Source organism: Oceaniradius stylonematis (genome assembly GCF_965223445.1).
GTDB lineage: Bacteria > Pseudomonadota > Alphaproteobacteria > Rhizobiales > Rhizobiaceae > Roseitalea > Roseitalea stylonematis.
This window is the reverse complement of sequence record NZ_OZ244994.1, coordinates 1,620,001-1,641,296: the sequence shown is the minus strand read 5'-3', so window position 1 is coordinate 1,641,296 and position 21,296 is coordinate 1,620,001. Positions and strand designations below refer to the sequence as shown.

The window sequence follows — 21,296 nt, the reverse complement described above, 5'->3', positions numbered from 1 at the left end:
CATGGTCAGTCTTGGGGGCATTGCCCGCTCACTCTTCGGATCCGCCAACGACCGGCGCATCAAGTCCGAGCGGCCGCGCGTCGCCGCCATCAATGCTCTGGAAGCGGAGATGGAGGCGCTGAGCGACGAGGAGTTGCGCGGCAAGACGGAGGCTTTCCGCGAGCGGATCAAGGGCGGCGAAAGCCTCGACGATCTCCTGGTTGAAGCCTTCGCCGTCGTGCGCGAGGGTTCCAAACGGGCGCTGGGCATGCGGCCGTTCGACGTGCAGCTCATCGGCGGCATGGTGCTGCATGAAGGCTCGATCGCCGAAATGCGCACGGGCGAGGGCAAGACGCTGGTCGCCACGCTGCCGGTCTATCTGAACGCGCTTTCGGGCAAGGGCGTGCATGTCGTCACGGTCAACGATTATCTGGCCGGGCGCGATGCGGAATGGATGGGCAAGCTCTACCAGTTCCTGGGACTGAGCGTGGGCGTCATCGTCCACGGCATGGACGACGCCCGGCGGCAGGCGGCGTACGAGTGCGACGTCACCTATGGCACCAACAACGAACTTGGCTTCGATTATCTGCGCGACAACATGAAATATGAGCGCGCGCAGATGGTGCAGCGCGGTCACAATTTCGCGATCGTCGACGAGGTGGACTCGATCCTGATCGACGAGGCGCGCACGCCGCTGATCATTTCCGGGCCACTCGAGGATCGTTCGGAACTTTATGTGCAGATCGACACCTTCATTCCCGGGCTGGTCGCCGAGGATTACGAGATCGACGAGAAGCAGCGCTCGGCGACCTTCACCGAAGAGGGGACGGAGAAGATCGAGCGCATGCTCGCCGAAGCCGGCCTCTTGAAGGGCGAGAACCTCTATGACGTCGAGAATGTCTCGATCGTCCATCATCTCAACAATGCGCTGAAGGCGCACAGGCTGTTCCAGCGTGACAAGGACTACATCGTCAAGGGCGACGATCTGGTCATCATCGACGAGTTCACGGGCCGCCAGATGCCGGGCCGGCGCTTCTCGGAAGGCCTGCACCAGGCGTTGGAAGCCAAGGAGAAGGTGACCATCCAGCCCGAGAACCAGACGCTTGCCTCGGTCACCTTCCAGAATTACTTCCGCATGTATGAAAAGCTGGCCGGCATGACCGGTACGGCGGCGACGGAGGCCGAGGAGTTCGGTAACATTTACGGGCTCGGCGTGGTCGAAATCCCGACCAACCTGCCGGTCAAGCGCATCGACGAGGATGACGAGGTCTACCGCACCGTCGAGGAAAAATACGATGCGGTGGTGATCGACATCATCGATGCGCAGCAGCGCAAGCAGCCGGTGCTGGTCGGCACGACGTCGATCGAGAAGTCGGAAATGCTGGCCCGCATGCTGGGCGACAAGAAATTCCTCAAGGCGCTGCGCGACAGGCTGCAGGGCCGGCTGGACGCCCTCAAGGAGGGCAAGGAGCCCGAACTGCGCCAATGGCTGGAAGAGGGGCTGGCGCATGTCGACCGCGCGATCAAGAATGGCGGCGTGACGCATGAAGTGCTCAATGCGCGCCAGCACGAGCGCGAAGCCTTCATCGTCGCACAGGCCGGTGTTCCGGGCGCGGTGACGATCGCCACCAACATGGCCGGTCGCGGCACCGACATCAAACTGGGCGGCAATGCCGAGATGCGGGTCGCGCAGGAACTTGGCGACATGCCCCAAGGGCCGGATCGGGATGCCAAGGAAAAGGCGATCGAGGCCGAGGTCGAAGCGCTCAAGCAGCAGGCGCTCGAGGCCGGCGGCCTTTACGTTCTGGCGACCGAGCGGCACGAAAGCCGGCGCATCGACAATCAGTTGCGCGGCCGGTCGGGCCGTCAGGGCGACCCCGGACGGTCGAAATTCTACCTGTCGCTGGCCGACGATCTGATGCGCATTTTCGGTTCGGACCGGATGGACGGCATGCTGCAGAAGCTCGGCCTGAAGGAAGGCGAGGCGATCGTCCACCCCTGGATCAACAAGGCGCTTGAAAAGGCGCAGAAGAAAGTCGAGGCGCGCAACTTCGACATCCGCAAGAACCTTCTGAAGTTCGACGACGTGATGAACGACCAGCGCACGGTCGTGTTCGAGCAGCGGCTCGAACTGATGGACGGCGTCAATGTCGCCGAAACGGTCGCGGAAATGCGCCACGAGGTCATCGAGACCTTGGTGACCGATCACATTCCGGAAAAAGCCTATGCAGAACAATGGGATGTAGAGGGCCTGAAGGAAGAGGTGGTCAAGTCGCTCAATCTCGATCTGCCGGTTGATGAATGGGCCGCCGAGGAAGGCATTGCCGAAGACGACATTCTCGAACGGCTGCGCGAGGCGGCCGACAAGGCGGCCTCCGAACGGGCCGAGCGTTTCGGCCCGGAGATCATGGCTTATGTGGAGAAATCGATCATCCTGCAGACGCTCGATCATCTGTGGCGCGAGCACCTGGTCAATCTCGATCATCTGCGCTCGGTGATCGGTTTCCGGGGCTATGGCCAGCGCGATCCGCTGCAGGAATACAAGTCCGAGGCGTTCGAGCTGTTCCAGTCGATGCTCGCCAACCTGCGCAAGGTCGTTACCGCGCAGCTGATGCGGGTCGAGATCGTTCAGGAAGCCGCACAGGCGCCCGGACCCGAGGCGCCGCCGATGCAGGCGCAGCATGCCGACCCCGTTACCGGCGAGAACGAGATGGCCGACAATGGCGCCGCTCGCACCGCCGCTGGCATCATCGCGGCGGCGACCGGTCAGGTGGCCCCCGAAGAGCGCAATCCCGACGATCCCAACACGTGGGGAAAGGTGGGCCGCAACGAGGCCTGCCCGTGTGGCTCGGGCAAGAAGTTCAAGCATTGCCACGGCGCGTTCGTTTGATCGCGGCCATGGCCATGCCCGGGCACATCGGAGCCGGCTGTCGCACGGCTTAGGCCATGTGCTGCCGCCACCGAAACTTTCCCCTGCGGCAGGACAAATGCCGGACCGACGAACCAATTCTTAAGCCCGATCGGCTAACGCTATTCGCACACGAATGAGCGGAGCGACAGGGTTTGCGTTTTTCCGCCGCCCAAACCATCGAACAGGTCCTTCCCGAGGCTCTCAGCCGCCGGGCGCAACCGCTTGCCGGCCTTGTGGACCGGCTAGTGAATGGAACCGACGAAGCAAGCGCGGCACAGCGCACGACGCTGGTGGCGTTTTCGATCCGCGTGGCGAGCGCGGCCATCGCCTTTTTGTCCCAGGTCGCGCTGGCCCGGTTGATGGGCGCGTTCGAATATGGCGTGTTCGTCTTGGTCTGGGTTTCGATGATCATCATCGGCAACCTGTCCTGCTTCGGCTTTCACACGGCGATTGTCCGCTTCCTGCCGCAATATCGCGAGCGCGGCGATCTGGACCGCGTGCGCGGGCTGTTGCTGGCTGGCCGGATTTTTGTCCTGGCGACGTCGACGGCGATGACCGCGCTTGCCATGGCCGCGGCCCATTTCGGATCGTCATGGTTCCAGTCCTACTATGTCGTCCCGTTCATGATCGGCGCGCTGGCGCTGCCGATGATCGCGCTGGGCGACACGCTCACCGGCACCGCACGGGCCAATGGCTGGTCCATCCGGTCGCTGGGACCGACCTACATACTGCGCCCCTTGCTCATCCTCGCCTTTCTGGTCGGCGCATGGGCGCTCAACTATCCCGTCAACGGCGTGACCGCACTGGTCTGTGCGGTGCTCGCCACCTATCTGACCACGCTGGGCCAACTGATCGTCGTCACGGTTTCGCTCGACCGGCATTTTCCGCCCGGGCCGCACCGCACCGAATTGCCGTTGTGGGTTTCCGTGTCGCTGCCGATCTTTCTGGTCGAAGGATTTTTCTTCCTGCTCGTCAATGCCGATGTGCTGATGGTCGGCGCGCTGATGCGTCCGGACGACACGGCCGTCTATTTCGCGACCGTGAAGACGCTGGCACTCGTCCACTTCGTCTATTTCGCCGTCAAGGCGGGTGTTGCGCACCGGTTCGCGGCGCGCATCGACGATACCGACAAGTCGGCGCTGCACGACCTCGCACGGCGTTCGGTCAACTGGACGTTCTGGCCCTCGCTTGCGATGGCCGGCATGATCCTGCTCGCCGGCCCGCTGCTGTTGTCCATGTTCGGCGCGGATTTCGGGCGCGGCTATCCGCTCCTTTTCATTCTGGCGGCCGGCGTTGTGTTGCGCGCCGCGATCGGCCCCGCCGAGAGCCTCTTGACCATGTCGGGCAACCAGAATGTCTGCGCGGCGCTTTTCGGCGGCGTGCTGGCGATCAATGTTGCGCTCAATGCACTGATGATTCCGGTCTACGGTCTGTACGGCGCCGCGCTGGCCACGCTGATCGCCACGATCGTCGAAACGTTTGCGCTTTATCAACTGGTTTGGTCGCGTATTGGCGTGCGCATGTTGGTTTTCATGCCAGCCAGAAAAACGGATCGTTGAGGCCATGTCCGCACTGCCGGTGATCGAGGAAGACGTTGCAGACGGTGGCCCGCCGATCATGCCGGGAACGGCGTTGCCCGACGACAGAGCGGCGGTCCCGGCCAGCCGACTGACAAAGGGAAACCGCAAGTTCGCCGTCTACCCGGCCGGCGCGGGCTTTGACATATTCGACGATATCGATCCGGTTACGAACTACACGGTCGAACCCAACATCTTCTTCTCGCCGCGCTTTTCGGTGCCGGCCATGCCGCGCCTCGACGACCGCAAGGTCTTCCTGATGGTCCTGCAGGACCGCGACGAGGCGGCCGCCAACACCCGGTTCCTCATGCCCTATACGGTCGAAAAGCCGGGTTTCCGGATCGGGCCCGACCTGATCCGTGCCTGGGCCAATCCGTTCGGTCCCTATGGCGTGCCGCTGGTCGAGCGGCGCGAAAGCGGCCAGATCATCGACGATCTGATGCAGACGCTGGCGCTGCCGTCGGTGCCGCTGCCCAAGGTTCTGGCCCTGCCGGACGTGTTCATCGACAGTCCGGTTGTCTCGCTGTTCCGGTCGATCGCACTTTCCTACGGCCTGCCTGTGGCGACGACGAGCCCGATTCAACGCCCGGTTCTCGATGCCACGCAGGATGCCGACGCCTATCTTGCCGACGCCATCAGCAGCCATCACCGGCGCAATCTGGGTCGCCTGTGGCGGCGGCTCGACCAGCAGGGCGGCCTGAGCTACGAGATCGCCCGCGCCCCCGAGGCGGTGCGCATCGCGATGGAAGAGTATCTGCTGCTCGAAAATGCCGGCTGGAAGGGCCGCCATCGCTCCTCGCTGGCAGCGGACCGCTACCGAGCCGCATTCGCCCGCGAGGCGGTCAACGCGCTTGCCTCGCGCGACAAGTGCCGCATTCACGAATTGCGGCTTGGCGACCGCGTCATCGCCTCGCTGATCGTCTTCGTCGATGCCGGACGGGCATGGACGTGGAAGACGACGTTCGACGAGACCCTGTCGGCCTCCTCGCCCGGCATGCTGCTGATGTGGCGGGTGACCGAAGCGCTGCTCGACGATCCCAACATCGTCAGCGCCGACAGTTGCGCGCCGCCCGACCATCCGGTGATGAGCCGCCTGTGGCAGGAACGGCGCGAGCTTGTGACGCTGGTGATCGGCCTGGAGCAGGGCCGCGACCGCGAGGTGCGCCAGGCCGCGGCGCAGATCGAACTCTACAAATCCACGCGCACGACCGCGCGACACGTGCGCAAGCGGTTCAACGCGCTCTTGTCGCGGCGCTGAGGGCGATCAGCCTTGCCGGAAATGCCGGCGGATGACCTTGCCCGACTCGGTCAGCGGGATGGATTCGACGAAATTGATCTCGCGCGGATATTCGTGCGCCGACAGCCGGGTCTTGACGAAGGCGGCAATTGCCCGCTTGCGCACCTCGTCGCCGGTCACGCCGTCCCGCAATTTGACGAAAGCGGCAACGATCTCGGTGCGTACCGGATCCGGCTTGCCGATGACGGCCGCCATCTCGACGTCGGGATGGGCGGCGAGGCAATCCTCGATCTCGGATGGGCCGATCCGGTAGCCGGACGATGTGATCACATCGTCCAAGCGACCGACGAAGTGGAAATAGCCGTCAGCGTCCATTCGGCCCGAATCGCCGGTCAGAAGCCAGCCGTCGCGATGTTTGGCCCGTGTTGCGGCCTCGTCGTTCCAATAGCCGAGGAACTGGACCGGGTCGGGCGCTTTGACCGCGACCTCTCCCGACTCACCCGGATCGGCGTGGCTTCCGTCCGGGCGCAGGATTGCAACCTCGTGGCCGGGCACCGGCTTTCCCATCGCGCCGGGGCGGTTGATGCCGAGCGCGGCGCAATTGGCCAGCATCGCGTTGCACTCGGTCTGGCCGTAGAACTCGTTGACCGGCACGCCGAACATGTCCATGGCGCGCTGGTGGGTCTGGCGGCCGAGGGCCTCGCCGGCCGTGCCGATGACGCGAAGTGACAGTTCTTCGGTTGCAGTGCCGCCGCCGAGGATCATGCGCAACGCGGTGGGCGGCAGGAAGACATTGGTCACCGCGCACCGTTTCATCACCTCCAGTGCCCAGACTGGCTCGAATTTGGGCGCAAGCGCAGCAACGACGGGAACGCCGTGACAAAGCGCAGGCAACAGCGCGTTGAGCAATCCGCCGGCCCAGGCCCAGTCTGACGGCGTCCAGAAGACGTCGCCCGCCTGCGGCATGAAATTCTGCGCCAACTCGATGCCCGGCAGATGGCCGAGAAGGACCCGATGGCCGTGCAGCGTGCCCTTGGGCTGGCCGGTCGTGCCGGAGGTGAACAGCATCATCGCCGGGTCGTCGGGTACCGTGTCGACCGGTGCAAAATCCGGCCCGCCCGTTGCGATCAGCGTTTCGAGCGCGCCAGCCTTGTTCGAGAGTGCGCCCGCTTCGGCGACGAGATCCAGTTTGTCGAGCGCGCCGGTTTCGCGGGCGCGGGCGATGCCTTTGCCGAAAGCGACGAACGCGCGGGCGCCCGATGTGCGCAGCCTGTAGGCGATTGCATCGGGACCGAACTGGGTGGCAAGCGGCACGGCGATGGCGCCGAGCTTGTAGGTGGCGAGATGGACAATCGCGGCGTCGGCCGACTGCGGCACCATGATCGCGATCCGGTCGCCGCGCCCGATCCCACGGGCTGCCAGGGCGGCCGCAAGGCGCGTCGAGCGCCGCGCCAGATCGCCGAAGCTGGTCGCCGACCTTTGCCCTTCGGCGAATTCGATGATTGCAGGTCGGTCCGGATGTCTCTGCGCGACAGTGTCCGAACATGCGGTGCCGATGTTGAACCGCGCCGGCAGGTTCCAGGCGAAGCGGGCGTGCAGATCGTCGAAATTTTTCGGATTGGCGGGAAGCATGTCCGCCTTTCAGGAAAACGATGGTGCCCCCTTCCGGGGTCGAACCGGAACTCCCGAAGGAACCGGATTTTGAATCCGGCGCGTCTACCAATTCCGCCAAAGGGGCTGACCGTCAGGCCGCAAAAACGTCTATTGGCGCTGCCCCGATCCGTCAAGGCGGGGCGGTCGGCGGCATTTAGGCAATCTTTGGGGTTTGCGGCTAAACCATCTCTGCTATGAGCGCGAAAACGACGCGCAACCGCATCGGAAACGGGCAGCCATGACGCAGACATCGGCGGCAGACGCCGCAACGCCGCGCGGCGCACTGGCCAAGATCGAGCATATTCTACGCTCGCAGAACGGCGGTGACATTTCCGCCGAGATCACGCTGGGGGAGCTCAGCGATGCGATGGAAGAGCGCGCCTTCGGTCTCTTGCTGCTGATCCTGGCGCTGCCCTGCTGCCTGCCCTTCGTTTATCTTCTGCCGCAGCTTGTGGCCCTGCCGATGGTGGTTCTGGCCTGGCAGATGGCGATGGGCCGGCGCGCGCCATGGCTGCCCGAAACGCTGCGCAAGCGACGTCTTCCCGTCGAAAGCCTGCTTGACGTCGTCGATCGGACACGGCGCTATGGCGGCGGTTTCGTCGAGCGGCTCGCCCATCCGCGTCTCGTCGGGCTGACGGGCGATCGTGGCACACGGGTCATCGGCGCGCTTCTGGTCGTTCCCTGCCTGTCCATCCTGGTGCCGCTGCCGCTGACCAACACCGTGCCCGGCTTCGGCGTCTCGCTGGCGGCGGTCGGTCTGATCGAGCGCGACGGGCTGTTCGTGATTGCCGGTCTGCTGGTCGGGCTGGCCTGGGTTCTGCTGCTGGCCGTCGGCGGGCCGGCTCTGATCTACTTCCTTGTCGACCGGTTCTTCGCCTGATACCACGCCGCCGCCATAATCTGGCTGAAAGACGCGCTTCATGGATATCGCTTCACCTGCACGCTCTCGGTTCTTCGGCGCGCTGGCCTTGGCCGTTGCGATGGCGATCGTCGTTGGCACGGCGCTCGCCTTCGAACATGTCGGTGGCTTTATCCCGTGCGCTTTGTGCCTTGAGCAGCGCACACCCTATTATGCCGGCATTCCCCTCGCGCTGTTCGCCGCGCTGGCCGCGGTGCTCGACTGGCCTTCGATCCTGACGCGCGGCGCGCTGGTCGTGGCGGGGCTCTTGATGGTCTACGGCCTCTATCTCGGCGTCTATCATGCGGGCGTCGAATGGGCCTTCTGGCCCGGGCCGGCCGATTGCGCGACATCGGCCACATCGGGCCTTGCGACCGATGCGGGCAGCCTTCTGGCCGATCTGGACGCGGTGACGCCGCCGGCCTGTGACGATGCGGCCGGGCGGTTTCTCGGCCTGTCCTTTGCGGGATGGAACGTGATCGCCAGCCTTGGCCTGGCGGCTGTGGCCTTTTTCCTGGCGACGCGCCCGGCGCGATGAAAGAGCCGCCTACGGCTCCAGCTCGACGTCCCAGTACAAATAGTCCATCCAGCTCTCGTGAAGATAGTTCGGCGGGAAGCTGCGGCCATTGTTGTGCAGATCATGCACGGTCGGCTGGAACGGCATCTGACGCGGCTTCATGTCGGTGTTGTGCGGCATCCGCCCGCCCTTGCGCAGATTGCACGGCGAACAGGCGGTGACGATGTTTTCCCAGGTCGTCTGGCCGCCGAACCGGCGCGGGATCAGGTGGTCGAAAGTCAGGTCATCGAGTGAGCCGCAATACTGGCATTCGAAATGATCGCGCAGGAAGACGTTGAAGCGGGTGAAGGCGGGGTAGAGCGCGGGTTTGACGTATTGCTTGAGCGACACGACGCTCGGCAGACGCATCGCCGCCGACGGGGAATGGACCTCGTGATCATATTCGGCGACGATGTTCACGCGGTCCAGGAAGACGGCCTTGATGGCGTCCTGCCAGGACCAGATTGACAGCGGGTAGTAACTCAGCGGACGGTAGTCTGCATTCAGCACCAGGGAGGGAAGGGCCTCCGGCGAAACCGCTACTGTCAAAACTGACCCCTTTCAGTTCTGTCCCTTACGCGCCTTATAATTACCCCCTTGTGACAGCCTTGTGAAGCTGCACACGATTTCGTCGGTCTATACGAAAGCGGAAAAGTTTCAAAGGCTTGGTGCGCCACCGTCATCATGGCAAGACCGTCCTGCCGGTCGTCTGGCCGTACCAGGCCCACAAAAGGCGGGCGGCAACGCCGCGCCACGGGCTCCATGATTCGGCCATGGCGCGCAGCGCCTTGTCGTCTGGCCGGCCATCGAGCCCGTAGGCCGACGCGGCAGCGACTTGCAGAGCAAGATCGCCGGCGGGGAAGATGTCACGGTGGCCGGCGGCGAACAGAAGGTAGACTTCGGCAGTCCAGGGGCCGATCCCCTTGACCTCGGTCATCGCGGCGATCGCCGCTCCGGCGTCGATCGCGCACAGCCCGTCAAGGTCGAGCGCTCCGGCGTCGATCGCATCGCATATGGCGCAAAGCGTCCGCTGCTTGGGCCGCGACAGGCCGATCTCGCGCCACACGGTTTCGCCGGCCGTCATGAAACTGTCCGGCGTCAGCGGATCGACGAGCCGGACCATCCGGCCGGTGATCGCATCGGCGCTCTGTTTGGAGACCTGCTGCGACACGATAATGCCGGCAAGGCTGGCAAAGCCCGGCTCGGTGCGCCGCAGCGGCACATGGTCAACGTCATCGAGCAGTCGCGCCAGTGCCGCGTCCGCGCGCGCCAGATGGACCAGCCCGGTGGCGATGTCGTCATGGGTCTCGATCGTTTGGGGCGCGTCCATCATGCCGGTGCGGTTTGGCTGGTTTCGTTCGGCATGAAGGTGTGCCACAGATGCGCACCCTTGGCACCCCTGAGCATGTCGGGAGTGATCGTGACACCCGTCTTCCGTTTCGCGCCGAGCCCCAATGGCCTTTTGCATCTCGGCCACGCCTATTCGGCGCTTTTGAACTTCGACATGGCGCGCGCTGCCGGCGGCCGGTTCCTGATGCGCATCGAGGACATCGACACGGTCCGCTGTACGCCGGAGCTCGAAGCGCGCATGCTCGAAGATCTCGCATGGCTGGGGCTTGAATGGGAAGAGCCGGTGCGGCGCCAGTCAGAGCATTTCGCCGATTACCGCGCGGCGCTGGAGGCGCTGACCGATGCCGGGCTGGCCTATCGCTCGGCGATGAGCCGTGGCGACATTCGCCGCCTCGTTGAAGCGCACGAGGCCGAAGGCGTCCTCTGGCCGCGCGATCCGGATGGCGCGCCGCTGTTCCCCGGCCGCGAACACGAGGGGGATGAGGAGGAGGGTGGCGTTTGGCGGCTCGATGTTGCGGCCGCGCTCGACCATCTTGGCGCACGGGACCAATTGGGCTGGATGGAGGAAGGCACGGGTCCGGCCGGCGAGACCGGATGGCAGGCGGCCGATCCCGCGGTCTGGGGCGACTTCGTCCTGGCGCGCCGGGACACGCCGACCAGTTATCATCTGTCGGTGGTCGTCGATGACGCGCTGCAGGGCGTGACCCATGTGGTGCGTGGGCGCGACCTCTTCATGGCGACCTCGGCGCATGTTCTGTTGCAGGACCTTTTGTGCCTGCCGCGTCCGGTCTATCACCATCATGATCTGGTGATGGATGATGACGGTACGCGCAAACTGTCGAAAAGCCGGGGCGACACGGCGCTGGCCGCGTTGCGGGAAGCCGGCATGACGCCCGGCGATGTTCGCCGCATGGTCGGATTGCCGGAGGCCGTTTAGACCTTGCGAGGGCTGCGCCTCAGAAGCCGAAGCGGCCGAGCATGTTCTTGATCAATGCCAGCAGGGTCAGGCACACAAAGCCACCGGTGACCCCCCGCACGGCATCGGCGGCCATGGCGTCGATCGGCAGGCGGACAGTGCTGCCGAAATGCACGCCGATCAGGGCGCCGGCCACCAGAATGGCCATGTTGCCGGCCACGCCGAAGCCGTCTTCCTGCATCACGCCGTCCATGGCCAGGCCGGTGAAGAAGCCGGCAGCGCCAATGGCGAGGGCTGCGATCATGAGCGTTGTCGTGTCAAGGTCCGTGAGCATGACGTGCACTACTCCTGTGACGGCGCAATTGTGACAGGCTGGAGTTGCGGTTTCGTCGATGCCGCCCGGCAAATCCGGCTTGCGCGGTTTACCGGCCGTTTACCAAAAACCTACTCGGCCGGCTGGTCGGCCGTATTGCCCCGGGCGGGGACGACGATGGCGCGTGCGGCGCGATATCGCAGGATTGCCGCGTTGATCTCGGCCCCGAGGATGAAGATCGCCGAGATGATGTAGAGGAAGACCAGCGCGATCATGATCGATGCCAGGCCCGCATAGGTCGTCACATAGGTGGCAAACCGTTCCAGATAGGCGGCGAAGACACCGGCTCCGATCAGCCACGCCAGAATGGTCAGCGCGATGCCGGGCACGAGCGATCCGAGGCTGCGCTTGCCGTCCGGGAGCCATTTGTGGACGACGAACAGTCCGGTGATCAAAACGGACAATGCGACGACGTATCGCCAGAAGCCGATCGAGAAGGACACGGTCTCCATGCCGGGCACCCATTGCTCGGCCAGCCGATAGGCAAGCGGCGCAAGGACCAGAAGAAAACTGATCGCCATGAAGCCGATGGTGGCGATGACGACGAACAGAAGACTCTGCAGGCGCATGAAGGTGAAGGATCGCGTTTCGGTCACCCGGTAGGCCCGGTTGAGCGCGACCCTCAAGGCTTCGATGCCGTTGGAGGCGAAGACCGCGGCGACGATGACCGAAATCGTCAGCAGGCCGCCGCGCTGCACGGTCAGGACGCTTTCGACCTCGCGGGCGATGGGCGCGGCGATCCGCTCGGGCCAGGTGTCGAACACCAGATGCACCGCAACCTCGGCGAACCGGTCGGCGCCCAAGAAGGTGGCGAGCGTCGTCGCAAAGATCAGGAACGGGAAGATCGCGAGCAGCGTCGACAGCGCGACATGGCTGGCCAGCGCCCAGCCGTCGGTTTCGTTGAAGTGACCGAACGCATCGCGCAGGATACGGCGCGTGATCAGAAACTGTCTCAGCATCGCCTTGCCGGTTTGAATTGCCCGCGCCCGCCGACTATGCAAAAGCGCGCCGCCAAACTAAGCGCTGGGATCATGACACGCAAACCCGCCATCGTCGTCACCGGATGCTCGTCGGGCATCGGCGCGCACTGTGCCGGCCGACTGCGCGCCGACGGCTGGCACGTCGTCGTGACCGCGCGCAAGGAAACCGATCTGGAGCGGCTGCGCGGCGAGGGGTTCGATGCGGTCTATCTGGACTATTGCGAGCCGAGCTCGATCGATGGCTGTTTCGCCTTTGCGATGGAGGCAACCGGTGGCCGGATCGACGCGCTTTTCAACAATGGCGCCTATGCGCAGCCGGGCGCGGTCGAGGATGTGCCGGTGGATGCGCTGCGTGCCCAGTTCGAGGCCAACTTGTTCGGCTGGCATCACCTGACCCGGCTGGCCGTTCCGGCGATGCGGCAACAGGGCGCAGGGCGGATCGTGCACAATTCCTCGGTGCTCGGCTTCGTGCCGGTGCCGCTGCGCGGCGCCTACACCGCGTCCAAATATGCGCTCGAGGGGCTGATGCTGACCCTGCGTCAGGAGCTTGCCGGATCGGGCATCCATGTCAGCCTGATCGAGCCGGGGCCGGTCCCCTCAAGGTTCGCGATGAACACGCTGCCCTGGATCGAGCGCTTCATCGACGTCAAGGGTTCGGTGCACGCCGAAGCCTATCGCGCGCGGCTCGAACAGTTGCGCGCCGGCGGCACCGGGGACGATGGCGGCAAGGCGCTGGACTGGTGCTACCGGGCGCTGTCGGCTGCCTTGACCGACGCACGGCCGCGGCCCCATTACCATGTCACGCCGCAGACACGCCTTGCCGCGCTGGGCAAACGTGTCGCCCCGTCCGACCTTCTCTATCGACTCCTGGCGCGCGGCGCCTAGGTTCAGACCCAGTCTTTCCAACCGGGAACAGTCCATGTCAGGTCCATTGTTCTATCTGGCGATCCTCGCCATGCTCGCCGTGTTTGCCGTGCTTCTTGCCGGCCTGCGCAACATGATGAAGCAGGGTGACGCCAACGTCTCCAACAAGCTGATGCAGTTGCGGGTGTTTTTGCAGTTCGTTGCGGTGGTGATCATCGTGCTGGTTGTCTATCTTGCCCGGCAGGGCAGCAGCGGAGCGGGATAAGGGCCGATGGTCGTTCTGAACAAGATCTACACCAAGACGGGCGATGACGGCACGACGGCGCTTGGCACTGGCGAGCGGCGCCTGAAATATGACCGGCGGGTGAGCGCCTACGGGACGGTCGACGAGGCCAATGCCTGCATCGGCATGGCGCGGCTGCACACGGGCGCCGATGCCGACCTCGACCGGATGCTGTCGCGCATCCAGAACGACATGTTCGATCTCGGCGCGGACCTGGCAACGCCGGAGAGCGAAGAGAAGCTCGACTATGAACCGCTCCGGATCACCGATGCGCAGGTGACCCGGATCGAAGCGGATATCGATGCGCTCAATGCCGGTCTGCAACCGCTGCGTTCGTTCGTGCTGCCCGGCGGCAGCGAAGCGGCGGCGGCGCTTCATCTGGCCCGCACGGTGTCGCGCCGTGCCGAACGAGACATGGTCGAACTGGCCGAACAGCCGGGCGAACACGTCAACCCGGTAGCGCTGCGCTACATGAACCGTGTCTCCGATTTCCTCTTTGTCGCGGCGCGCGTCGTCAACGACAATGGCGCGGGTGACGTCTTGTGGGTGCCGGGCAAGAACCGGTGATGGCGCGAATGACCTAGGTCAGACGCTTCTCAAAGAAGAAATCCGGATAGGGATCGTCGTTGAAGCGGTCGATCTGTTTCCAGCCGCTCCGGCTGTAGAGCTCATAGGCCTCGGGCAGGGCGCGGTTGGTGTCGAGACGCAGCGTGTCCATCGACAGGGCGCGGGCTTCGTCTTCGATGGCGGCCATCAGGCGCTTGCCCAGGCCGGCACCGCGCGCATCGGGCGCGACCCACAGCCGTTTGACCTCGCCGAGCGTGCTGCCGTTTCCTTTCAGGCCGACGCATCCGACGGGCAGGCCATCGGAGAGGGCGACCAGAAACGCGCCGCGCGGCGGCACCATGTCCGACGCTTCGGGATCGCACGAAAGCGAGACGTCAAAGCCCTCCTCGAACCTCCGGGCCAGTTCGGCGTAGTAGCGCTCGAGGCCGTAGCGGGCATCGCCACTGGTCGGGTCGACCCGCTCGATGGCGACGGCATGGCGGTTCATGGCGGTGGCGATGAAGTCCATTGCTTCCAGAAGCGCGTCCGGAGCCGGATGGTCGGACAGGAACCGGTCGGCGGCCTCGTCGGACAAGTTTTCATAGGCGTTGAATTCGGTACGACCGGCATCCGTGAGTTCGACGATACGCCTGCGTCCGTCATCGGGATGGGTCCGGGTTTCGATGAGCCCTTCATCTTCCAAACTGCGCAGCAGGCGGCTGGCCAGACCCGAATCGAGCCCCAGATAGGTCCGGATGTCGGCAACATCGCACCGGCCTTGTCCGACGGCATTCAGGACGCGCGCTGCGCCAAGCGGCCGGTCGCGTCCCAGAAAGGACTGGTCCAGCGCGCCCACCTGTCGCGTGACTGCGCGGCTGAACCGCCGGTAACGGGAAATCGGGTCATGTTCCATTTATCTGACTTTAGTCAGATAAAATCTCGGGTCAATGTCTGGTCGGGACATGCCGCATTTGCCGATTGAACTGGCGGCCTGGCTCCGCTCTAATGGCGCAAACAGTCGCCGGGGTCCGCTATCGATGTTTGTGCCGCTGCACGATGCCAACCGGCTCAAGCATATCAGGCTGCAATATGTGACGCTGGCAATCATTGCCGCCAATGTCCTCATCTTTCTCGGCGTCAACCTGGCGGCGACTGAAGCGGGACTTTTTGCAACCGTCACCTCGCTCGGCTACACGCCCGCCGTCGTCAACGATTTCGCCGAACTGCCGCCCGAACTGGTCTGGATTCCGGAGGAAATGTCGCTGGTCAGCTATTCATTCCTGCACGGCGATTTCTGGCACCTTGGCGGCAACATGCTGTTCCTGTGGGTGTTCGGCGACAATGTCGAGGACGCGATGGGCCATTTCCGGTTCCTGATCTTCTATCTCCTATGCGCGATCGCCGGCGCTCTGGCGCACGGTCTGATGGACCCGGCTTCCGCTGCGCCGCTGATCGGCGCGTCCGGGGCCGTTGCCGGGATCGTCGGCGCCTATCTGCTCCTGCATCCGCGCGTCCGCGTCTGGGTGCTGGTTCTGGGCCGCATCCCGTTGCCGCTGCCGGCTTGGATTCCGCTGGGGCTCTGGATCGGGTTCCAGTTCGCGATGATTGCGCTGATGGCCGACGACCAGGTGTCGTGGGCCGCTCATATTGGCGGCATCGTCGCCGGCATGGCGCTGGTTCTCGTCTTGCGGCGCCGCGGCGTGCCGCTGTTCGACCGGGAGATCCGCACGCCGCAAGCGGTGGAGGTCGACGTCTCCCGCCCGCCTGCGCCGACGCACGGCCCATGGGGGCGCGGCGGGTCGTGACCGGCTTGTTGAAGCGACCAGCTTTAACGTTGACGTAAACGTCAAAATTCGATACGAGGCCGCAAATGTGCGGTTCGGTGCTGACCGGGCTTGCGCGCCGGCCTCAATCCATGCATCCACGGGCCGACGCGGCATGTCGGCAATGCGCAAGCCTCGCCGCCCGCGGACGACTAACGGGCAGGGCCGGTCAATGCCGGTTCGGCGAAAGGGAGAGATGGTGCGATGAAGATCCTTGTCCCGGTGAAGCGGGTTGTCGATTACAATGTGAAGATTCGGGTCAAGGGTGACGGGTCGGGCGTCGAACTGGCCAATGTGAAGATGTCCATGAACCCGTTCGACGAGATTTCCGTCGAGCAGGCGATCCGCATGAAGGAAGCTGGCCAGGCCGACGAGATCGTCGTGGTGTCGATCGGTCCGGACAAGGCGACCGAGACGCTGCGCACGGCGTTGGCGATGGGCGCCGACCGGGGCATTCTGGTCAAGCATGACGACATCGTCGAACCGCTGGCCGTGGCCAAGATCCTCAAGGGCATTGTCGACGAGGAACAGCCGGGCCTGGTTATCCTGGGCAAGCAGGCGATCGACGACGATGCCAACCAGACCGGCCAGATGCTGGCGGCGCTGCTCGGCTGGAGCCAGGGCACCTTCGCCTCCAAGGTCGAGATCGATGGCGACAAGGCCAATGTCACGCGAGAAGTCGATGGCGGCCTGCAGACGGTCCAGATTTCGATGCCTGCCATCGTGACGACCGATCTGCGCCTGAACGAGCCGCGCTATGCCTCGCTGCCCAACATCATGAAGGCCAAGAAGAAGCCGATCGACGAAAAGACGCCGGGCGATTACGGCGTCGATGCCGCGCCGCGCCTGACCGTTCTGAAAACGGAGGAGCCGGAAGGCCGCAAGGCGGGCGTCAAGGTCGCCGATGTTGCCGAACTCGTCGATAAGCTGAAGAACGAAGCGGGTGTCCTTTAAGGGCGGGGAGCGAAAAGCAAAATGACAATTCTTCTGATTGCAGAACACGACAACGCAACCCTTTCCGACCAGACCGCCAAGGCGCTGAGCGCCGCCAAGGACATTGGCGGCGACGTGCATGTGCTGGTCGCAGGCCAGGGCGCGCAGGCAGTTGCCGATGCCGCCGCCAAGCTGGACGGCGTCGCCAAGGTGCTGCTCGCCGAGGATGCATCGCTCGAACATCAGCTGGCCGAGCCGATGGCTGCGCTGATCGCCGGCCTTGCCGGCGACTATGACGTGCTGATCGCGGCGGCGACCACCAACGGCAAGAACATCATGCCGCGTGTGGCCGCCCTGCTCGACGTGATGCAGATCTCCGAGATCACCGACGTGGTCTCCGCCGACACGTTCAAGCGGCCCATCTATGCGGGTAACGCGATCCAGACCGTGCAGTCGTCGGACGCCAAGAAGGTGATCACCGTGCGGACGGCCTCCTTCAACGCGGCGGGCGAGAGCGGCAGCGCCAGCGTCGAGACCATCGATGCGGCCGCCGATCCGGGCCTGTCTTCCTATGTGTCGACCGAGCTGTCGGGCGGCGACCGGCCGGAACTGACATCGGCCAAGATCATCATCTCGGGCGGTCGGGCGCTGGGCTCGTCGGAAAAGTTCGAGGAAGTCATCCTGCCGGTTGCCGACAAGCTGGGCGCCGCCGTCGGTGCCTCGCGCGCCGCGGTCGACGCGGGTTATGCGCCGAACGACTGGCAGGTTGGCCAGACGGGCAAGGTGGTCGCGCCCGAACTCTACATCGCCGCTGGCATTTCAGGGGCGATCCAGCATCTGGCCGGCATGAAGGATTCGAAGGTCATCGTTGCCATCAACAAGGATGAGGATGCGCCGATCTTCCAGGTCGCGGACTATGGCCTCGTCGCAGACCTCTTCGACGTCCTGCCCGAACTTGAAAAAGCACTCTGACGGCGTATTCCGCGTCTAATGGCACTCAGGGGCCGGGCTGCATTCAGCCCGGCCTTTTTCTTTGCCTGGGCAACCTCGATCGCTTAGCGTCCCGGCGGAACGGGGCGCGCCATGGCCGAGGCGGCGAGCGACATTGCGGCACCAAGCCGGACCTTCTGCCCCAGACAGCGGCGGCGCTTCGTGCTGGTCGCGGCAATCCTCGCCTCGTCGATGGGCTTCATCGACGGCTCGGTCGTGTCGATCGCCACGCCCGCCATCCGGGCGACACTGCCGGCCACGCTTGCCGAGGCATTGTGGATCAGCAACGCCTACATGCTGTTTCTGTCCTCGCTCATCCTGATCGGCGGCGCGGCGGGCGACCGCTACGGCCTGCGGCGAGTCTTCATGATCGGCATCTGCGTGTTCACGGTCGCGTCGCTCTGTTGCGCGATCGCGACCAATGCCGAGACGCTGATCGTCGCCCGCGCAGTGCAGGGGATCGGCGCGGCGATCATGGTGCCCGGCAGCCTGGCGATCATCGCCAAGGCCTATCCGGCCGATGAGCGCGGCAAGGCGATCGGCATCTGGGCCGCGGCATCGGCGCTGACCACCGCGGCCGGGCCCATTCTGGGCGGTGCGGCGCTGAGCGTTCTCGGCGATTCGGCGTGGCGATTGCTGTTTGCGATCAATCTGCCGTTCGGGGCGATCGCGCTGGCGATGCTGTGGTTTCTGGTGCCGCCCGACGAAGCGACGGGCCGGCGGCGTCTGGACCTTGTCGGCGGCGGACTGATCACGCTGGCGCTGTTCGTGCTGGCATTCGGGCTGACCGGCGGTGGCGGCGAAGGCAGCGTGCCCGGCGCGGGCGCGGTCACGCTGGCCATCGGCCTGTGCGCGGTTCTGGTCGTCCTCTTCATCTGGTGGGAGCGGCGGTGTACGGCGCCGATGGTGCCGCTCACCTTGTTTGCCAACCGCGCGTTCTCGGGCGCCAACATGCTGACCTTCACGCTCTATTTCGGTCTTTCGGCGATGCTTTTCTACCTGCCGATGACCGTCATTGGCGGCTGGGGCGTCACCGAGGCCGCCGCATCGCTTATGTTCGTGCCGATCACGGTCATGGTCGGGCTGTTTTCCGGAAGGGCTGGCGACTATGCCGACCGTCACGGACCGGCATGGCCCGTTACGGCCGGCTCGCTTATCGTCGCAATGTCCTACGGCGTGCTGGCGCTGACAGTGCAGACGCAGAACTACTGGCTCGGCGTGATGCCGCTCATGGCGATATCGGCTTTCGGCATGGCGCTTCTGGTCTCGCCCCTGTCGACGGCGGTGATGACCTCGGTCGACGATGACGATACGGGCACCGCGTCGGGGATCAACAACGCGGTGTCGCGCATGGCCGGGCTGGTGACTGTCGCGGCGATGGGGCTGCTGGCCGCGGCGCTCTATCCGGTGCTGATGGGTGGCGGCGAGACGAGCTTCGGCGAGATCGTCGAGAATGCCGCTCCATCCGTGGCCAGGGCCCATGCCGATGCCACGACGCTGACGTTTGCGGCGATCGCCGGGGTGACGGCGGTTCTGTCGGCGGTCTCGGCGGCCATCGCGTGGACGACGCTGCCGCGCAGCGGAAAGGCGGATGCCGGGTAGGGCCGATCGTCGGCCGGTCAGCCGTCGGCGCGCGCAACTTCCGTCGGCTCTTCCAGTTCGATTTCCAGAAGCGCGTTGATGCGGTCGCGTTCGCGTTTGAAGGCGATGAGTTCATCGCCGTTCAGCGTCTTGCCGTCGGGCAGGCGGACACGCATCGGATCGACGCGCTTGCCGTTGACGCTCATCTCGTAGTGCAGGTGCGGGCCGGTCGAAAGGCCGGTCGAGCCGATGTAGCCGATCACCTGGCCCTGGCGAACCTTGGCGCCGGGCTGGATGCCCTTGGCGAACCGGCTCTGGTGCGAATAGGAGGTCTCGTAGCCGTTGGCGTGGCGGATCACGGTCTGCTTGCCGTAGCCGCTGTTCCATCCGGCTTCGATGACGGTGCCGTGGCCGGGTGCGATGATGGGCGTGCCGCGCGGCGCGGCCCAGTCGGCGCCCCAATGCATGCGCGAATAGCCGAGGATCGGGTGGCGCCGCATGCCGAAGCCGGAGCGGAACTTGCCGGTGGGCACCGGGTTGCGAAGGAGGAACTGGCGGGCGCTGCGCCCCTCCTCGTCATAATAGTCGTAAGTGCCGTCGGCGCTGCGGAACTTGTAGTATTTGCGCGACTGGCCGCCGAACGTGGCGCGCACGAAAAGCACTTCGCGCACATCCTCCCCGCCCTCCTCGGGAACCGAATAGAACAGTTCGAGCGAATCGCCGGGATTGACCGCCGAGCGGAAATCGACATCGGCGGCGACCATCCGCACGATCTTCGACGCAATGGGCTGCGGCAGCTCGTAGGCAAGAACGCCACGATAGATCGCATCATAGACGCTTGGCAGATCCTGTGCCGTCGGCAGTTCCGGCGCACGGTCGCGCGCATTCATGTGTCGCATGATGCCGGTGTCGACCGGCTCGGGGGCCGGGACGAACTGGTCCTGATCGTTAAGGGCGATCGTCAACACATGGTTGCGGCCCGAATAGACCGTTGCGCGTACGATGCGGCGACTGTCTGCGCCATTGTCCTCGACAAGGCCAAGCCGGATGGCGTGGCCGGCCCTGATGGTCTCCGCGTTCAACAGTGTCGAAAGCGCCTCGGCCATTTCCAGGCTGCCGCGATGGCCCGATGCCTCCATCAGCACAGCCAGTTCGCCGGCTTCATCGACCGTGATCAGGTCTTCGGCATAGACGGTGGCGCTGTCATCATCGTCCGGCTCGGCCACCGAAACATTCTGCTGAACGATGCGGGCCTGCGAACCCGTCGTGGCGATCCCTTCCAGAAGCGGATTGTCGAGCCCGAAGCGGCGCGGGTCGATATAGTGCAGCGAGGCCACTTCGATCGCGCCTTCGGTCAGAATGTCGGCGCTGGCACGCACGGCCTCCTCGGCCTCCCATTCGCTGATCTCGAACGCGGTGTCATAAACCTCGCCATCGTCGAAGACGAATTCAGTGACACGGATGGATGCGCCGGTCTCGATGCTGGCGCCGTAGATGAAGCTGCTGGCAGGCTGATTGTCGGGCTCCGCATCGGGCTGACCGGGTTCGGCAAAGATGGTCAGCGGATTGAAGGGCGGATAGTCGGCCTCGACGGGCCGTGCGGCGGCAAGCGCGATCGACAAATGTTCGAACGGCTTGGTGCGGACCACGTCCGCATCGCTCGTGCGTGTGACGGTGGAAACGCTCATCCGGCGCCGATCGGTCGGAGGGGTCGCAACCTGGACGGAGTTGCCGACAAGGCGCGCGGTCTTGACCGCATCTTCGCCATGCCTGTCATGGCCCTTCTGCGAGGCGATCTCCGGGGGCGTTGCCAGAAACTGCTTGCCGTCGAGCGCGGCAAACAGCG

At 64.7% G+C, this 21,296-nt stretch carries 20 protein-coding genes and 1 tRNA gene (1 of these 21 running past the window's edge); 13 read left to right on the top strand and 8 right to left on the bottom strand.

From position 1 onward, the window contains the following. Position 1: 1 nt before the first annotated feature. From secA to ACOQOU_RS08055, 3 genes are all read left to right on the top strand, one after another. A complete protein-coding gene (secA, locus tag ACOQOU_RS08065) occupies positions 2 to 2,869 on the top strand; it encodes a preprotein translocase subunit SecA (RefSeq protein ID WP_306025508.1) in 2,868 nt (955 codons plus the stop codon). A 173-nt stretch (positions 2,870 to 3,042) separates the two neighbouring features. Then, a complete protein-coding gene (locus ACOQOU_RS08060; protein ID WP_306025509.1) occupies positions 3,043 to 4,449 on the top strand; it encodes a lipopolysaccharide biosynthesis protein in 1,407 nt (468 codons plus the stop codon). A 4-nt stretch (positions 4,450 to 4,453) separates the two neighbouring features. Beyond that, complete coding sequence (locus tag ACOQOU_RS08055; protein WP_306025510.1) at positions 4,454 to 5,725, top strand: GNAT family N-acetyltransferase; 1,272 nt, start codon at positions 4,454 to 4,456, stop codon at positions 5,723 to 5,725. Between the two features lie 6 nt (positions 5,726 to 5,731). On the opposite strand, the gene ACOQOU_RS08050 is transcribed toward ACOQOU_RS08055, so the two are convergent. Together ACOQOU_RS08050 and ACOQOU_RS08045 are read right to left on the bottom strand one after the other, a co-directional pair. Continuing rightward, complete coding sequence (locus ACOQOU_RS08050; RefSeq protein ID WP_306025511.1) at positions 5,732 to 7,336, bottom strand: AMP-binding protein; 1,605 nt, start codon at positions 7,334 to 7,336, stop codon at positions 5,732 to 5,734. Positions 7,337 to 7,357: 21 nt separating this feature from the next. Next, a tRNA-Leu gene (locus ACOQOU_RS08045) sits at positions 7,358 to 7,442 on the bottom strand. 153 nt (positions 7,443 to 7,595) lie between these two features. Here ACOQOU_RS08045 and ACOQOU_RS08040 point away from each other — a divergent pair. Both ACOQOU_RS08040 and ACOQOU_RS08035 read left to right on the top strand, forming a co-directional pair. Then, positions 7,596 to 8,237, top strand: a complete 642-nt coding sequence (locus ACOQOU_RS08040; protein WP_109765785.1) for an exopolysaccharide biosynthesis protein — start codon at positions 7,596 to 7,598, stop codon at positions 8,235 to 8,237. Positions 8,238 to 8,277: 40 nt separating this feature from the next. Next, a complete protein-coding gene (locus ACOQOU_RS08035) occupies positions 8,278 to 8,793 on the top strand; it encodes a disulfide bond formation protein B (RefSeq protein WP_109765581.1) in 516 nt (171 codons plus the stop codon). Positions 8,794 to 8,802: 9 nt separating this feature from the next. Here the strand turns inward: ACOQOU_RS08035 and ACOQOU_RS08030 are convergent, their stop codons facing one another. Together ACOQOU_RS08030 and ACOQOU_RS08025 are read right to left on the bottom strand one after the other, a co-directional pair. Then, positions 8,803 to 9,360, bottom strand: a complete 558-nt coding sequence (locus ACOQOU_RS08030; RefSeq protein WP_109765580.1) for an HNH endonuclease — start codon at positions 9,358 to 9,360, stop codon at positions 8,803 to 8,805. 133 nt (positions 9,361 to 9,493) lie between these two features. Then, positions 9,494 to 10,141, bottom strand: coding sequence for a DNA-3-methyladenine glycosylase family protein (locus ACOQOU_RS08025; protein WP_306025512.1), 648 nt, complete (start codon positions 10,139 to 10,141; stop codon positions 9,494 to 9,496). An 87-nt stretch (positions 10,142 to 10,228) separates the two neighbouring features. Between ACOQOU_RS08025 and gluQRS the strand changes: the two genes are divergently transcribed. Beyond that, entirely contained in the window at positions 10,229 to 11,098 is an 870-nt protein-coding gene (gene gluQRS / locus ACOQOU_RS08020) for a tRNA glutamyl-Q(34) synthetase GluQRS (RefSeq protein ID WP_306025526.1), read from the top strand. A 19-nt stretch (positions 11,099 to 11,117) separates the two neighbouring features. Here the strand turns inward: gluQRS and ACOQOU_RS08015 are convergent, their stop codons facing one another. Beyond that, positions 11,118 to 11,411, bottom strand: a complete 294-nt coding sequence (locus tag ACOQOU_RS08015; protein WP_306025513.1) for a hypothetical protein — start codon at positions 11,409 to 11,411, stop codon at positions 11,118 to 11,120. Positions 11,412 to 11,521: 110 nt separating this feature from the next. Next, on the bottom strand, positions 11,522 to 12,409 hold the full coding sequence (locus ACOQOU_RS08010) for a YihY/virulence factor BrkB family protein (protein ID WP_306025514.1): 888 nt from the start codon (positions 12,407 to 12,409) through the stop codon (positions 11,522 to 11,524). Positions 12,410 to 12,481: 72 nt separating this feature from the next. On the opposite strand from ACOQOU_RS08010, the gene ACOQOU_RS08005 reads away from it, so the two are divergent. From ACOQOU_RS08005 to ACOQOU_RS07995, 3 genes are read left to right on the top strand one after another with little or no spacing between them, the layout of a single operon-like run. Continuing rightward, positions 12,482 to 13,315: an SDR family NAD(P)-dependent oxidoreductase gene (locus ACOQOU_RS08005; protein WP_109765782.1), complete on the top strand. Its 834-nt coding sequence runs from the start codon at positions 12,482 to 12,484 to the stop codon at positions 13,313 to 13,315. A gap of 34 nt (positions 13,316 to 13,349) precedes the next feature. Beyond that, entirely contained in the window at positions 13,350 to 13,559 is a 210-nt protein-coding gene (locus tag ACOQOU_RS08000) for a twin transmembrane helix small protein (RefSeq protein WP_109765577.1), read from the top strand. A 6-nt stretch (positions 13,560 to 13,565) separates the two neighbouring features. Beyond that, entirely contained in the window at positions 13,566 to 14,144 is a 579-nt protein-coding gene (locus ACOQOU_RS07995; protein ID WP_109765576.1) for a cob(I)yrinic acid a,c-diamide adenosyltransferase, read from the top strand. Positions 14,145 to 14,157: 13 nt separating this feature from the next. Here ACOQOU_RS07995 and ACOQOU_RS07990 read toward each other — a convergent pair whose 3' ends face one another. Beyond that, positions 14,158 to 15,036 (bottom strand): bifunctional helix-turn-helix transcriptional regulator/GNAT family N-acetyltransferase, encoded by an 879-nt coding sequence (locus ACOQOU_RS07990; protein ID WP_306025515.1) that lies wholly within the window; start codon positions 15,034 to 15,036, stop codon positions 14,158 to 14,160. A 124-nt stretch (positions 15,037 to 15,160) separates the two neighbouring features. Here ACOQOU_RS07990 and ACOQOU_RS07985 point away from each other — a divergent pair, with 124 nt between their 5' ends. The 4 genes from ACOQOU_RS07985 (at position 15,161) to ACOQOU_RS07970 (ending at position 19,471) form a co-directional block, all read left to right on the top strand. Further along, positions 15,161 to 15,928 carry a rhomboid family intramembrane serine protease gene (locus tag ACOQOU_RS07985; protein ID WP_306025516.1) on the top strand — a complete coding sequence of 256 codons (768 nt, stop codon included), beginning with the start codon at positions 15,161 to 15,163 and terminating at the stop codon, positions 15,926 to 15,928. Between the two features lie 222 nt (positions 15,929 to 16,150). Further along, positions 16,151 to 16,900, top strand: coding sequence for an electron transfer flavoprotein subunit beta/FixA family protein (locus ACOQOU_RS07980; RefSeq protein ID WP_109765574.1), 750 nt, complete (start codon positions 16,151 to 16,153; stop codon positions 16,898 to 16,900). A 21-nt stretch (positions 16,901 to 16,921) separates the two neighbouring features. Beyond that, complete coding sequence (locus ACOQOU_RS07975) at positions 16,922 to 17,851, top strand: electron transfer flavoprotein subunit alpha/FixB family protein (protein WP_306025517.1); 930 nt, start codon at positions 16,922 to 16,924, stop codon at positions 17,849 to 17,851. A 111-nt stretch (positions 17,852 to 17,962) separates the two neighbouring features. Further along, positions 17,963 to 19,471, top strand: a complete 1,509-nt coding sequence (locus ACOQOU_RS07970) for an MFS transporter (RefSeq protein ID WP_306025518.1) — start codon at positions 17,963 to 17,965, stop codon at positions 19,469 to 19,471. A 17-nt stretch (positions 19,472 to 19,488) separates the two neighbouring features. Here ACOQOU_RS07970 and ACOQOU_RS07965 read toward each other — a convergent pair whose 3' ends face one another. Then, positions 19,489 to 21,296: the 3' portion of a M23 family metallopeptidase gene (locus ACOQOU_RS07965; protein ID WP_109765571.1), read on the bottom strand. The gene runs 157 nt beyond the window's last position; the window shows 1,808 of its 1,965 coding nt (coding positions 158-1,965); its start codon lies beyond the right edge, outside the window — the gene reads right to left on this strand; it ends in the stop codon at positions 19,489 to 19,491.